Raw genomic sequence first — 14301 nt, forward strand, 5'->3', positions numbered from 1 at the left:
TTGTCCTGATTTAAAGTTAATCCACTATAAAATATGAAAAAGGTCGTCTGAAAACCCATGTTTCAGGTTTTCAGACGACCTTTTTGAACTTCATCGTTTACCGTTCGGCGGCGCTGCTTCTTTCGGCTTGCTCTTCTGCCGCTTCATACGCTTCCACAATTTTCTGTACCAGCGGATGACGGACGACGTCTTCGCTGGTAAAGGTGTGGAAATACAGCCCTTCCACATCGCGCAGTTTTTCACGGGCGTCTTTCAGGCCGGATTTGATGTTGCGCGGGAGGTCGATTTGGCTGATGTCGCCGGTGATGACGGCTTTCGCGCCGAAGCCGATACGGGTCAGGAACATTTTCATCTGTTCAGGCGTAGTGTTTTGCGCTTCGTCCAAAATCACATACGCGCCGTTGAGCGTGCGCCCGCGCATGTAGGCGAGCGGGGCGATTTCGATCAAGCCTTTTTCCATCAGTTTGGTCACGCGGTCGAAGCCCATCAGATCGTAGAGCGCGTCGTAGAGCGGACGCAGGTAGGGGTCGACTTTTTGCGCCAAATCGCCGGGCAGGAAGCCGAGTTTTTCGCCTGCTTCGACGGCGGGGCGGACGAGGACGATGCGCTCGATTTGGTGTTTTTCCATGGCATCGACGGCGGCAGCGACGGCGAGATAGGTTTTACCCGTACCGGCAGGCCCCAGCCCGAAGACGACGTCGTGGTTTAACAGCGCGCGGATGTAGCCGTTTTGGCGCGGGGTGCGCCCACCTATACTGCCGCGTTTGGTGCGGAAATAATATTGTTGGTCGTGATGCTTTTCTTCGTGTTTGTTGTCAGCGGTTTTGGCTTCGACGGCGGCGAGGCGGATGGCGTTGTCGTCCAGATCACCTTGTTCGGCGGCTTCGGCGAGCGCGAGCAAGGCGCGGCGGCCGGCGTGGGCGAGTTCGCCCATGAAGGTGAAGTGTTCGAAGCGGCGGCTGATTTGGATATCGAGGGCTTTGCCCAAGGCTTCGAGGTTGCCGTCGAGCGCGCCGCAGAGGCGTTGGAGGACGGTGTTGTCGATGTCTTCAAATTGAAGATGGACGGTATGGGTCATATCTTGTTTCCATGATGATTAAAGGTCGTCTGAAAGGTGCAGGGTGCTTTTCAGACGACCTTTCGGTGTTATTTGTTTTGCGCTTGTTCGCGAAGCTCGCGGCGCAGGATTTTGCCGACATTGGACTTGGGCAATTCGTCACGGAACTCGATGTCTTTCGGCACTTTATAAGCGGTCAGCTCGGTACGGCAGAATTCGATGAGTTCTTCTTTGGTCAGGCTCGGGTCTTTTTTGACGACGAAGACTTTGAGGGCTTCGCCTGTTTTTTCGTTGGGCACGCCGATACAGGCGACTTCCATGACTTTATCGTTGTGCGAAACGACTTCTTCGATTTCGTTCGGATAAACATTGAAACCGGAAACGACGATAAGGTCTTTTTTGCGGTCAACCAGTTTCAGCCAGCCTTTTTCGTCCATGACGGCGATGTCGCCGGTTTCCAAAAAGCCGCGCGCGTCTATGGTTTTGGCGGTTTCTTCGGGGCGGTTCCAATAGCCTTTCATCACTTGCGGGCCGCGCACCCAAAGTTCGCCCGGCTGTCCGACGGGGACTTCTTTGCCGTCCGCATCGCGCAATTCGACTTCGGTGGAGGGAACGGGCAATCCGATGCCGCCGCTGTACGCTTCGATATTGAGCGGGTTGCAGCACACGCCGGGACTGGCTTCGGTCAGACCGTAAGCTTCGACGATGGGCGTACCGGTAATTTTTTTCCATTTTTCGGCGACGGCTTTTTGAGTCGCCATGCCTCCGCCCAAAGTCAGGCGAAGGTTGGAGAAATCGACGGTAGCGAAATCGGGTTGGTTGACCATGCCGTTAAACAAGGTGTTCACGCCGATGAAGACGCTGATGCGCTCTTTTTTGAGTTCGCCGATAAAGCCTTTCATGTCACGCGGGTTGGTAATCAGGATGATTTTGGAACCGGCGTTGGTAAAAATCATCAGGTTCACCGTCAGAGCGAAGATGTGGTAAAGCGGCAGCGCGGCGATGACGGTTTCTTTGCCTTCGCGCAGTTGGTTTTTAATCCATTCTTTCGCCTGAAGCATATTGGCGCAGATGTTGCCGTGGCTGAGGATGGCGCCTTTGGCGACGCCGGTCGTGCCGCCCGTGTATTGCAACAGCGCGGTATCTTCGCGGGTCAGGGTAACGGGGCGAAAGGTATGCGCCGCCCCTTCTTTCAGGGTCGTCTGAAAAGGGATAGCGCCGGAAATGCGGTATTCGGGCACCATTTTTTTGATTTTGCGCAGCACGAAATTCATCAGCGTGCCTTTGAAGAAGCCGAACATTTCTCCGACAGAAGCGACGATGACGTGTTTGATTTGCGTGCGCGGCAGCACCAGCTCCAGCGTGTTGGCAAAATTTTCCAAAACGATGATGGTGGTCGCGCCGTTGTCTTTCAACTGATGCTCCAGCTCGCGCGGGGTGTAGAGCGGATTGGTGTTCACCGCCACCAGCCCCGCTTGCAGGATGCCAAAAAGTGCAATCGGGTATTGCAGCAGGTTGGGCAGCATAATCGCCACGCGCTCGCCGCGCTGCAGCTTCAGAACGTTTTGCAGATAGGAAGCGAAATTTTCCGCCAGCTTGCCGACTTCGGCGTAAGTGAGCGTTTTGCCCATGTTTTGAAACGCGGGTTGATGCGCGAATTTTTCAACGCTTTGACGGAATACGTCGCTGATAGAGCTGTATTGCGTGATGTCGATTTCGGCATTGACACCTTGTTCGTAGCTGTTGAGCCAGAGTTTTTCCATATAAATAATCTTGTTTCGTTGGTTTTATGGTTGTCTTGAGGTCGTCTGAAAAGGCGGGAGCAAACCTGCCGCATTAGTTTTCAGACGACCTTTTATCTTTTTTATTCAAGCGGTAATAATGACGGGCTTGTCGGTGGACATGATAATGCCGCCGCCCAAGCAGACATCGCCGTCGTACAGCACGGCAGATTGACCGGGCGTTACCGCCCATTGCGGTTCGTCGAACACCAGCTCGACCGTGTCATCATCGAGATAACGCAATTCACAGGGCGCGTCTGCCATGCGGTAGCGGGTTTTGCAGGTGTAGCGCCCTTCTTTCGGGCGTTCGGGCAGCGTGAAACTCAAATCGTTCATCACGAGGCTGCGGGTATAGAGCAGCGGATGGTCATGACCTTGTACGACGATGAGTTCGTTTTTCGTCAAATCCTTCGCGGCGACAAACCACGGCTCGCCCGCACCGCCAATGCCCAATCCTTTGCGCTGTCCGAGCGTGTAGAACATCAGCCCGACGTGTTCGCCGACGGTTTTGCCTTCGGGCGTCACCATTTTGCCGTTGTTGGTCGGCAGGTATTTTTGCAGGAACTCGCGGAACGGACGTTCGCCGATGAAGCAGATGCCGGTACTGTCTTTTTTGGCGGCGGTCGGCAAATTAAATTCGGCGGCAAGGCGGCGTACTTCAGGTTTTTCCAAACCGCCCAACGGAAAAATCGCGCGCTCGAGTTGAAAAGGCTTGAGGCGGTAGAGGAAATAGCTTTGGTCTTTGTTTCGGTCGAGGCCTTTGAGCAGATAATGCACGCCGTTGCGGACTTCTTTGCGCGCATAGTGTCCGGTGGCAATGGTATCCGCGCCCTGCTCCATGGCGTAATCCAAAAAGCATTTGAATTTGATTTCCGCGTTGCACAACACATCCGGATTCGGCGTGCGTCCCGCGCTGTATTCTTTGAGGAAATAAGCGAATACGTTGTCTTTGTATTGAGCGGCAAAATTGACGATATCGATGTCGATACCGATGATGTCGGCGACGGCAATGGCATCGAAAGAGTCTTGCTTGATGCTGCAATATTCGTCATTGTCGTCGTCCTCCCAGTTTTGCATAAACACACCGCGCACTTGATAACCCTGCTGTTTGAGCAAGGCGGCGGTTACGGAGGAATCGACACCGCCGGAGAGTCCGACGATGATGTTTGAAGGTTGTTGAGTAATGTCCATGAAGGGGATATGGGTAGGAAACAGCAGTTTTTAAAGGCGGATTTTAGCACATTTTGATGAAGGGATAAGGAAGGGTATTTGAACGCTAGATAGAGAATTGGATAGTGATTGTGAATTTTAACTAAGGAGAAAATATTTCCGCTGGCATTAATTTAGCGTTGTTTATTTTTACTTTAATTAACTTGTATAGCTCTCTCTCGGATATCAAAATGCCAGAATTTTGTCAACTAACAAACAAGGTGAGGTTATTATGAAAAAAGATACATTAATGTTAAGCGTTTCAGCATTACTATGCATAGTAGAAATTTGGGTATTTACTGATTTTTTTAACTCACAGATTACATCTTCCACTCCGTGGGTTATGTTGATATTTTTTTTATTTTCCTCCCTTCTTCTTCTACCGTCTTTTGCCAAATGGAAAGAAAATGAAGAAGGCAAAAATTTTTTTATTTGTCTTGTCGGTGTTTCACATCTAGCTATCTTGATTGTCTGTATTCCAGAAACAAATCAGCTTAACTGCATACCAAGCACTACTAATCCTAAAGGAATGGTATGTACCGCCATGACAAATGTTGAAATAACGATGTCAAACATATTCAAAAATATGCTATGCATCCTCGTCCCTGCTTGGTTCATACATGAAATAACTAAGGAAGAAAAAGAAAAAGATAACGCAGCTGATAAGCCTGATAACAATATCGAGAATGAACTCAATACGGCAATTGAAATATGGCTCCAAGGTAAAGAAAATGCCGAAAAACTAGCCGAAGAAAACTTTGAGAAAGAAAGTAGATGGGAAAGTATTTCCCATACAAAAAAAGCAGTTTCAGTAAAAAGCGTTACCAAGAAAACCCATATCCGAACCATCAAAATTTCAGGAAAATAAAAAAGTAGTACTAAAATTTTAAAAAGGTCGTCTGAAAATGTTCAGACGACCTTTTGTTTATTCGGATGCGTCGGCTTCTTTTTCTTTTTGCCGGGTGAACACATCGCCCTTTCTGTAAGTATTGCGCTTTCCGTGCAAACTGTAATACTCGACAAGCTGCCCGTTTCTGCGCACGAAATATCCGCGGTCTTTTTCATATTTCGGACAATGCGTGTACCAAGAATCGTCGCCTTCGCTGCAATAGCTCAAATACAGTTTGCCGCGTTTGACATAGCCTTTTACCTTGCCGCTGCCGCCCGGGCCGTTCGAACGGCCTTCATTCCACTCTCCGGAAATAGTGTATTTTGGTGATTGCTTAATATTAAAATATTTACCGTAGATACCATCTTCCAGTTCTTGCTCATACCCCCAATTTCCAGAAAAATCAGCGGCTAATGCTTGACCTGCAAACCATAATGCACACGCTGCAAGAATATATTTCTTCATTTTAGCCTCATTGTTCAATCAATAATAAACGCATGGCATTTTATGACGAAGCAGAATATGTGTCTATCACAAAAGGTCGTCTGAAATGACAGTTTCAGACGACCTTTTTTATTGCATTACAATAACTTGCATTACCGTTTCAGACGACCTTAATCCAAAATCTTGCCGACGATTTCGCCCACGTCTTTCGACAGCCCTTCCTGCGCCCGAATGCGCTGCAATTCTTGTTTCACCAAGTTTTTGCGGTGCGGCTCGAGCTTGTCGCAGAGGTTGAACGCCTGCACCAGGCGGGCGGCGACCTGCGGGTTGAAGCGGTCGATTTCGATGACTTTGTCGGCGATGAAACGGTAGCCGCTGCCGTCTTCTGCGTGGAAATGCGGGACGTTGCGGCTGAAGCTGCCAATGAGCGAGCGGGCTTTGTTGGGGTTTTCGAGGCTGAATTTCGGATGCTGCAAGGCGGTTTGAACCTGTTGCAAGGTGTCGCTGCGGCGGCTTAAGCCGACGAGGGCGAAATATTTGTCCATCACCAGCGCGTCGTCTGAAAACTTGTCGGCAAACTGCGCCAGCAGGCGGTTTCGCGTATCGCTTTCGTTGCCGTTGACGGCGGACAGGATGCCCCATTCGTGGGTCATGTTTTGCGCCATTTCGCCGTATTTTTCGGCAACGGTTTCGATGTGCGCAGGGTCGGCGCGTAGGACGAAGGCACGGCAGACGTTGCGCAGCGTGCGCCAGCCGGCGGCTTCGGGGCTGTACTCGTAGCTTTGGTTTTCCTGCTGCGCCGCCTGACGGTTCAATTCGTGCCATTTCGGCAGGAAGTGGACGGCAAGCGTATCCAATAAGGCTTCGCGTGCCTGATGGTAGCGCAGCGGGTCGATGTTTTCCGCGCCGTCCCACAGTTCGGCTTCGGACGGCACGCCCAAAAGCAGGGCTTTGAAGGCGTTGTCCAAGAGGTCGTCTGAAATGACTTTTTCGACGGCGGCAAGCAGTTTTTCATGTTTCGGCAACTCGACGCCGTCTGAAATCGCGGCGAGGTTGGCGGCGACGGCGCGGCGGTAGAGCGTTTGGGCGGCTTCCCAGCGCGTGAAGGCGTCGCTGTCGTGGGCAAGCAGGAGCAGCAGATCGTCGTCGCTGTACGGATAGTTCAGGTGCACCGGCGCGCTGAAGCCGCGCAGCAGCGAGGGAACGACGGCTTCGGTTACACCTTCGAGCGCGAAGGTCTGTTCGGCTTCGGTCAGCAGCAACACGGCTTCAGTCGCGCGTTTGCCCTGATAATCGAATGCCACCGCTTCGCCGTTGCGGTTCAGCAGCCCGATTTTGACCGGAATCATCATCGGCTGTTTGTCCGCCATATCGGGCGTGGGCGGCACGGTTTGTTTGAAGGTCAACTCGAAAATATTGTTTTTCAGACGACCTTCCGCTTCCAAAACGGGCGTGCCTGCCTGGCTGTACCACAAGGCGAACTGGTCGAGATTGATGCCGTTCGCGTCCGCCATCGCCGCGCGGAAATCGTCGCAGGTAACGGCCTGCCCGTCGTGGCGTTGGAAATAGAGCTTCATGCCTTTCTGGAAGCCCTCTTCGCCGAGTAGGGTGTGATACATCCGCACCACTTCCGCGCCTTTTTCATAAACGGTCATGGTGTAAAAATTGTTCATCTCCTCATAGCTGGCGGGGCGCACCGGATGGGCGGTCGGGCCTGCGTCTTCGGGAAACTGGTGCTGGCGCAGCAGGCGGATGTTTTCGATGCGGCGCACTGCGCGGCTGGCGCGGTCGCCGGAAAACTCTTGGTCGCGGAACACGGTCAGCCCTTCCTTCAGTGAAAGCTGGAACCAGTCGCGGCAGGTCACGCGGTTGCCCGTCCAGTTGTGGAAATACTCGTGTCCAACCACGGATTCGATGCCTTCGAAATCGGTATCGGTGGCAGTACGGCTGTCGGCGAGGACGAACTTGGTGTTAAAAATGTTCAAACCCTTGTTTTCCATCGCACCCATATTGAAATCGCCCACGGCGACGACCATGAAAATATCCAAGTCGTATTCCAAACCGAAGCGCGTTTCGTCCCACTTCATCGCGTTTTTCAAGGATTCCACGGCAAAGCCGACCTTGGGCTTGTCCGCATCGGTGGTGTAAAACTCGATTTTGACGTTTCTGCCGCTCATGGTGGTGAAACGGTCTTCCGTTACCGCCAAATCGCCCGCGACCAAAGCAAACAGATAGCTCGGTTTGGCAAACGGATCTTCCCATTTCACCCAATGGCGGCCGTCTGAAAACTCGCCGCCGTCGATTTTGTTGCCGTTGGAGAGCAAAACGGGATAGCGTTTTTCGTCCGCGACGATGGTGGTCGTGAACTTGGACATCACATCCGGACGGTCGATGTAGAACGTGATTTTGCGGAAGCCCTCCGGCTCGCATTGGGTAAACAGATTGCCGCCGGAAGCATACAGCCCCATCAGCGATTTGTTCTCCGCCGGCAAAATTTCGGTTTCCACTTCGACGGTGAAGCGTTCGGACGGCACGCCCGCAATCGTCAGTGTCTCGCCTTCCAACACATAATCTGCCGCCGCCCCGTTGATTTTGACGGACAAGAGTTTCGCCGAACCGTCCAACACCAGCGGTTCCCCCACCCTCTGCGGCTCGACCGTCAAACGCGACTTCACGACGGTTTGCGGTTCGGCAATGTCAAAATGCAGGTCGGTTTCGAGAATGCGGTAGGCAGGCGTTTGGTAATCTTTCAGATAACGGACGGTTTTGCTCATGGTTTTGCTTTCGGGTTAGGAATCAATTAAAGAAATGAAAAGAGATAGGGTGGATAACTTTCATCGGACGGCTTCGCTGTACCTTGTCCTGACGGCTGTCATCCCCTATTGGGTCGTCTGAAAATGCAATCTTAACAAAATAACAAACTTCGCACCCATCATCCCACAAAAATACCTTTTATCCAATATTTCATGCCACAAAGTCAGGGGCAACCCCGTCTTCCGTTTACGCTGTTAGAATGCCCCCTTCGCCCCTGCACGGGTATAATCCGTTGCCATATCGGCAATAGCGAAATGACCGAAATTGCTTTAGGATTTCGGGCAGACAACCGCCCTGTCCGCCAAGGAGCGGATGAACCTTTACCGGCATTCCCGTTCCAATCCGTCAGGTTTTGATTATCTTTGAGGTGTGATAAATATGTCTTCCAAACCTTTGCTCCTTTTGTGTTCCACATTGACTGCATTGTTATGCGCCTGCAGCGCCGGCAACGAAGCGGCAGAAGCCAGCGCATCCGGAGCTTCAAATGCGTCGGCAGCCGCAGCCTCCCAAGCCCCGGCACAAGCCGCCGCTTCCGAGGCAGCATCAGCCTCCGCGCCTTCCGCCACGCAAAATCTGACCGGTTTGGATCAGGCAAAATGGCAAACCTACCGCTGCAAAGACAACGGCAGCGTATCAGTCCGCTATTTCAAAACAGAGGACGGCGCCGCGGCGCAAGTGCGCTTTAAAGGTGCCGAATTTGTCGCACCTTTCAGCCCCGAGATGAGCAACGAAGATTTGAACGCCTTTAGCGACGGTCAATACACTTGGACAATCGGCAACTTTACGGAAACCGATTTCTACAAGGAAGACGGCGGTTTTCTGGTTCATCATGAAGCCTCGGAAGAAACGCCTGACAACATGACGGACAACCTGCTGCTGCAAGAATGCGCCCCGTCTCAATAGCATTGCCGTTTTAGAGAAAACCATTTACCCAATTTCTCCCCAATACACGCCATACAAACCAAAAGGTCGTCTGAAAACCTCAAATCGAGATTTTCAGACGACCTTTTCTTCTGCCTGCTTTAGAACGTGTGTTTCAACGTAGCGGTCAGGCTGCGCGGCGTGCCGTAAACGTGGATGTCGGGCATGGTGCGGTAGCGTTTGTTGAACACGTTTTCAAAGTCCAAACCGATTTGGGTGGATTTGCCGATTTTGTAATGCGCGGTCAAGTCCAGCGTAGCGTATGGGCGTTGGGTCAATGCAGCGGCAGCAGCCGGATTGATATCTGCGGGATATTCGTCCAGCGTATGGCTGCGGCTTTGCCAGTTGACGTTTGCGCCTAAGTTCAAACGGTCGGTTACGTCGTACGCCGTGAAGAGTTTGAACAAATGAACGGGATAAGACGGATGCAGTTGCTTGCCTTCGCTGTCTTTGATTTTGGAACGTGCATAAGAAGCATTAAGCAGCCATCTGTCGCTCAAGCGTCCGCCGACGGCAAGCTCCCAGCCCTTGGTCGTCGTTTTATCAGCAGAGCGGTAGTATTCTTCGCCGTTTGGCAATCTACCCGCATAAACGCCCAAATGGTCGCGTTTGTTCATAAAGACGGACGCAGAAGCATTCAGACGACCGTCAAACCATGAGCCTTTCAAACCGGTCTCGTAGGTTTTGCCGCGTTGCGGTTCGAGCGCCGCGCCGTCTTTGGTCAGGTAACGCACTTGCGGACGGAAGATGGTGGTGTAAGACGCATAGGCAGTTAAGTTTTCACCAATATCGAGGGTTGCACCCAGATAAGGAATGAAAACTTTTTGTTTGTGGCTGCTGTAAGCGAATTTGTTGCGGTTGGTGCTGTAACGGTATCGCCAGTCTACAAAACGTGCACCACCGATCAGGGCGAATCGGTCAGTCAGTTTGAAACGGGTCGAGCCGTAAACCGACAGGTTTTTCATATCGGTAAAACCGTCGCGCAAATACGGCATATCGGGCTGTGCAACATTACCGTCAAATTGGCGCAAATCAGGAATAATCGATTCGCCTTCCTGATAGAAAGACAGGTTTTCTCGGTTGCCCTGATAGCTGATACCTGCATTAAATTCATGCGAACGACCGAAAGCGGGATAGTCGCCGTCCAAAGTCAGCGAGAAATCTTGGTCGCGGTATTTGCTGCGGTCACGATCTGAAGTGAAAAGCGCAGAGTAATCAGGATTGATTTCGTATGTACCAGCAATGCCTGAAACGATGTCGCTTTTACCTGTCAGATAGCTGTAATCGCCCGTCAACCTCCAGCCGTTGGCAAACTCATGACTGAGGGAAGTGAATACTTCGGCGCTGTTGTCTTTGCCGTATGCCCAGCGTGCGGACGAGTTCTTGCGCGGCGAAGATTCAAACGGCTTGAATCCGTCGTTGCGGTTTCCCGCTACGGTCAGATAGCTGAAACGCGAGCTGCCGTTATTGCGGAAACGATGCAGCTCCGTACCGAGGCGCCAGTGGGTTTGCGGCGTAAGGTCGTAGGACAGAATGCCGTAGAAAGTATGATTGTGGCGCGAAGTGTTCGGCAGGTAATCGCCGCCGTGGTCGCTGACCAAAATGGCGCGGCCGCGCAAGGTATTGTCGGCATTCAGAGGATGATTGGCATCAAGGACGAAGCGGTAGTGGTTCCACGAACCAACACCGGCTTCCACGCTGACGGCGGGTTTGGCAGTCGGTTTTTTGCGTTCCAAAGCAACCGTACCGCCCGGCTCGCCCATACCGCCGTTGGACAAACCGCTCGCGCCGCGCACGACGACGACTTGTTCGTACAATGCGCTGTCCAGATTGTTGGTGCCGCGGCGTATGGCTTTACCGTCATAAAGAAATTTGGGCGCGCCGTCCACAGAAATGCTGTCAATCGCCTGACTGCGCGAAATAAATTGGCTGTGGCCGGAAACGTTGTTGCCCATTTTGCTGTGGAACACGCCCGGTGTTTGTTTCAACACGTCCTGCAAGGTATCCAAACCTTGGTCGTCCATTTGTTTTTCGGTAACGACGGACAAAGACTGCGGCGTTTCGCGCTGGGTCAGGCGGATGCCTGTGGCGGCGGAGGAAGCCGGAATGGTGTAGTTGGAGGTTGTCTGTTTGCCGATGCCACGTACTTGGACAGTAGGCAAATCAACCTGCTCAACCCCATCCCCTGCACCTAAGGAGTAAGCAGACAAAAGTGCCGCAGCAACAGCAACCGGCAAACGCGCAGGACGAAATTTAGATAATGGCATGGTGTCTCCTAATTATTTAGCCGTCCGAACGGCAGCGGAGTTCCAAACCTCCTTGTACCATTCGACAGCAAACGGCTTTTTTGCGTATTAAATAAGAATTTTTATCAAATTTCTGTAATGGGATGAAATAAAACGGTCGGAGTATAGGAAACTGACGGGCATGAATCAAATAATTTACACAATCCCCGATACATCATTTTCATCTGCATGACCATCTTTCATTCTCAATCAAACAAATCCGACAGCCGCAAAAAAGGTCGTCTGAAAAGTTTCAGACAACCTTTGGCGTATTCATTCGAAAGATAAATCCGTTGTATCAATTTTCCAAATTCAACTTAAGTGGCATCGGTGAGGCATTTTGCTGATAGATTTCAAAATTTAAAGCCTTCTGTTCTTCGTTCCAGCGCAATTCACGGGAAGGGCTGGAGTGTTTTGTTTGCATCTGACTCAACCAAACGATATGATGCATACTAATTATTCATAAAAAATAATGGAAACTTTTAGAAATTGTTTACCCATAACATCGATAATGTAAGACACAACAGATAATTCTCATTAAAGGAGAGGGTCATGTCGCAACACTGCAAAGAACAAGATAAAATCCGTGGCAAATTTATCCGTGCCTACTATTCCAATTCAGCCGGAGGCGGCCTGTACAAGGAAAACCTGACCGAAGCAGCAGCCCGCGCCAAAGCGGCGGAAATGCGTAAAAAGGGCTACCAATTCGGCGAATCCGAACTACCTGCCAAATATTCGTGCTGGTGGGGCGACCCGGCTTTCCAACACATTACCATAGAATATGAAGCCTATTGCAAAATTGAGCTCACATCAGAAACCGCCGCCAAACTGCCGAAAAACCGCAATAGAACCACCATAGGCGTGGGCGAAGCCGTAACCGTCCGCTCCAATATCCCCGTATTGTGGGAAATCCAATCGAATCTGGTCAAACCATCATCCGTCAAATCAAAAACACCTTCAAACGAAATTTCTTTTTCTGCTTTGGATAAGGCAGGTTCGATAACTGTCAGAGCTAAAACCCAGTATGATCAAAAAAGCATTACTTTCTCAATTATCGAACCAGTTAGCTTATCTTATTCTTTAGCAAGAAATGAAGACAATTCCCCTATGATTTTTCATGAAAAAGGAGCGTATATAGCAATCATTGGTTTGGTTATTACGTTTCATTCGAAAACTGTAAATTTCTATAAAGTAGTTTTCCGGGAAAGTAACGAACCGAGTAAAGACAGCGGAGTTTTTCTAGAAAAAGGAAAAATACACTGCCATGCCACTAAAGAAACGAGAAAAGCAGGAACTAAATGCCCTAGAGCAGGAACTATTCCCGTCAAAGACAAAGGAGAAGAGTACAATATCTTGGGTGATTATGATGTTGTAGGAGGCGGAGAAAATGATCCCAAAAAAATTACCCGTCTACCCTCTGAAAGTTCTATGAAAACCAATATAGATATTTTCTGGGGACTGGAAGAACCTCTTACCAAGAAACTGGCAAAAAAAGTCAATCAAACAGTTACCTTATACTCAAACGGAAATTTTCTTATTAAAAAGGGAAACTACAAAATAGAAATAAAAAAAGGAGACAACTATACAAAAAACAATAATTTCTACAAATAAGGGTTGAAAATGAATAAACTTTATCCCGTCATCACCATAATGTTATTTTTCATGACAGATACTGCATTGGCAAAAGTTGTATTCTATAGCAGAGAGACACCTAACAGTATCTGTGGGGAAACCCGCATCCGCAGTCCTCGAATGACTGACAATTCCGAAGAACATAGAAAAAAATGGGAAGATTATCATAATATGTATGATGAGTTCACCAAAGAAGTGTTGGTATTTATGAGGGACAATAACGGTTTTGCCTACTTGGATAAAACCAATAACCCTAAAGGAGAAATAACAGCTTTACCTGCATACCGAATGGTAGAATTCTCCTCAAAAAACTGTAAAACATTTTTAGAGTCCAATAAGCTCTTAATTTATAGTGCTATTGCAAAAAACAATTTAGTGAAGAATGCTAGAAAATCAATAGATGTTACAGATTATCTGATAAACTTACTAGTGCAACTTTATGGTTACGGTGAAAGAAATCGAGTAGTTGACATTATTTCAGAGATATTTTCCAACCAGCCCAAAATAAAGGAAAAACTACATGATGAATTCTAAAAATCAATTATAGCAAAAAAATTGTATAATATTTCAGATAAAGACTTTATGCCTTCACATAATTCATTACATCAAAAAGAAAATCATCATGAGTAAATATTACGCAATAGGGATTTTAATGTTGCTCTTACAATGTAAAGCCTATGCAGAAGTTACTTTAATTCATGGGTTTATACCTATAGTTTATAATTTAAGCAAATGCGGTGATGAAGAAAGAATGGTACATATCCAAGATAAGGAGACATGGAAAACCATTCAAAAAGATAATGACAAATTTCTCCGTGATGTATTAGTATTTATGCATGATAATCACGGTTTTGATTATTTAGAAACAGTGAGAAATGATCCTTTTAAAGTCGTTATCTTGCTTGAAGAAGATGCAGAGGTTCGTTTATCCCGTCAAAATTGTGCCAATTTTTTGGCTGCAAACCAAAAATTGATTCGTAAGGCAATAAAACATAATCTTTCCCATTCTGGGCAGCCGCCTATAGATGTACTATCCTACTTTATAGATTTGGAAAAACAATTATACAATGATTCATTTGAATAGAGTCGCATACAAGATGATATAGTAGATGATGTTTTAAAAGACCGGCCTGACATCAAAAATGAGATAGAAAACAGATTATATCCGAAATCATAATTAAGGTTATATTATGTCTTTTGCAGTATTATGCTTATTCCTAAGTTCATATTTATAGTATAGTCAATTAAAATCAAAATAGGACAGTAGCG

The 14301-nt window shown here is 48.9% G+C and carries 11 protein-coding genes; 5 read left to right on the forward strand and 6 right to left on the reverse strand.

Annotated elements, in window-relative coordinates; translation table 11 throughout:
- Window positions 1-97 precede the first annotated feature (97 nt).
- The 3 genes from HMPREF3277_RS10810 to mnmA form a co-directional block, all read right to left on the reverse strand.
- A complete protein-coding gene (locus HMPREF3277_RS10810; RefSeq protein ID WP_070442856.1) occupies window positions 98-1078 on the reverse strand; it encodes a PhoH family protein in 981 nt (326 codons plus the stop codon).
- Between the two features lie 68 nt (window positions 1079-1146).
- Window positions 1147-2820, reverse strand: a complete 1674-nt coding sequence (locus tag HMPREF3277_RS10815; RefSeq protein ID WP_070871117.1) for an AMP-binding protein — start codon at window positions 2818-2820, stop codon at window positions 1147-1149.
- A 105-nt stretch (window positions 2821-2925) separates the two neighbouring features.
- Entirely contained in the window at window positions 2926-4029 is a 1104-nt protein-coding gene (mnmA, locus tag HMPREF3277_RS10820; RefSeq protein ID WP_070871118.1) for a tRNA 2-thiouridine(34) synthase MnmA, read from the reverse strand.
- A gap of 220 nt (window positions 4030-4249) precedes the next feature.
- Here mnmA and HMPREF3277_RS10825 point away from each other — a divergent pair, with 220 nt between their 5' ends.
- On the forward strand, window positions 4250-4915 hold the full coding sequence (locus HMPREF3277_RS10825) for a hypothetical protein (protein ID WP_283127075.1): 666 nt from the start codon (window positions 4250-4252) through the stop codon (window positions 4913-4915).
- A 57-nt stretch (window positions 4916-4972) separates the two neighbouring features.
- On the opposite strand, the gene HMPREF3277_RS10830 is transcribed toward HMPREF3277_RS10825, so the two are convergent.
- Entirely contained in the window at window positions 4973-5401 is a 429-nt protein-coding gene (locus HMPREF3277_RS10830; protein ID WP_070871120.1) for a hypothetical protein, read from the reverse strand.
- A 149-nt stretch (window positions 5402-5550) separates the two neighbouring features.
- Entirely contained in the window at window positions 5551-8154 is a 2604-nt protein-coding gene (gene pepN, locus HMPREF3277_RS10835) for an aminopeptidase N (RefSeq protein WP_070871121.1), read from the reverse strand.
- A 418-nt stretch (window positions 8155-8572) separates the two neighbouring features.
- On the opposite strand from pepN, the gene HMPREF3277_RS10840 reads away from it, so the two are divergent.
- Window positions 8573-9097, forward strand: a complete 525-nt coding sequence (locus tag HMPREF3277_RS10840) for a hypothetical protein (RefSeq protein WP_009312241.1) — start codon at window positions 8573-8575, stop codon at window positions 9095-9097.
- A gap of 119 nt (window positions 9098-9216) precedes the next feature.
- Here HMPREF3277_RS10840 and HMPREF3277_RS10845 read toward each other — a convergent pair whose 3' ends face one another.
- The gene (locus HMPREF3277_RS10845) at window positions 9217-11382 is read right to left on the reverse strand and encodes a TonB-dependent siderophore receptor (protein ID WP_070871122.1); all 2166 of its coding nucleotides are present in this window, start codon (window positions 11380-11382) and stop codon (window positions 9217-9219) included.
- A gap of 570 nt (window positions 11383-11952) precedes the next feature.
- Between HMPREF3277_RS10845 and HMPREF3277_RS10850 the strand changes: the two genes are divergently transcribed.
- From HMPREF3277_RS10850 to HMPREF3277_RS10860, 3 genes are all read left to right on the forward strand, one after another.
- Complete coding sequence (locus HMPREF3277_RS10850; protein WP_070871123.1) at window positions 11953-13011, forward strand: hypothetical protein; 1059 nt, start codon at window positions 11953-11955, stop codon at window positions 13009-13011.
- A 9-nt stretch (window positions 13012-13020) separates the two neighbouring features.
- The gene (locus HMPREF3277_RS10855; RefSeq protein WP_246830805.1) at window positions 13021-13566 is read left to right on the forward strand and encodes a hypothetical protein; all 546 of its coding nucleotides are present in this window, start codon (window positions 13021-13023) and stop codon (window positions 13564-13566) included.
- An 88-nt stretch (window positions 13567-13654) separates the two neighbouring features.
- Window positions 13655-14116 (forward strand): hypothetical protein, encoded by a 462-nt coding sequence (locus tag HMPREF3277_RS10860; RefSeq protein ID WP_070871124.1) that lies wholly within the window; start codon window positions 13655-13657, stop codon window positions 14114-14116.
- The last annotated feature ends 185 nt before the right edge of the window (window positions 14117-14301 follow it).

The organism is Neisseria sp. HMSC70E02 (assembly GCF_001838645.1).
GTDB lineage: Bacteria > Pseudomonadota > Gammaproteobacteria > Burkholderiales > Neisseriaceae > Neisseria > Neisseria macacae.

Coding starts and splice junctions, on each gene's coding strand:
- HMPREF3277_RS10810 (WP_070442856.1), bottom strand. CDS start 1,078: ATGACCCATACCGTCCATCTTCAATTTGAAGACATCGACAACACCGTC.
- HMPREF3277_RS10815 (WP_070871117.1), bottom strand. CDS start 2,820: ATGGAAAAACTCTGGCTCAACAGCTACGAACAAGGTGTCAATGCCGAA.
- mnmA (WP_070871118.1), bottom strand. CDS start 4,029: ATGGACATTACTCAACAACCTTCAAACATCATCGTCGGACTCTCCGGC.
- HMPREF3277_RS10830 (WP_070871120.1), bottom strand. CDS start 5,401: ATGAAGAAATATATTCTTGCAGCGTGTGCATTATGGTTTGCAGGTCAA.
- pepN (WP_070871121.1), bottom strand. CDS start 8,154: ATGAGCAAAACCGTCCGTTATCTGAAAGATTACCAAACGCCTGCCTAC.
- HMPREF3277_RS10840 (WP_009312241.1), top strand. CDS start 8,573: ATGTCTTCCAAACCTTTGCTCCTTTTGTGTTCCACATTGACTGCATTG.
- HMPREF3277_RS10845 (WP_070871122.1), bottom strand. CDS start 11,382: ATGCCATTATCTAAATTTCGTCCTGCGCGTTTGCCGGTTGCTGTTGCT.
- HMPREF3277_RS10850 (WP_070871123.1), top strand. CDS start 11,953: ATGTCGCAACACTGCAAAGAACAAGATAAAATCCGTGGCAAATTTATC.
- HMPREF3277_RS10855 (WP_246830805.1), top strand. CDS start 13,021: ATGAATAAACTTTATCCCGTCATCACCATAATGTTATTTTTCATGACA.
- HMPREF3277_RS10860 (WP_070871124.1), top strand. CDS start 13,655: ATGAGTAAATATTACGCAATAGGGATTTTAATGTTGCTCTTACAATGT.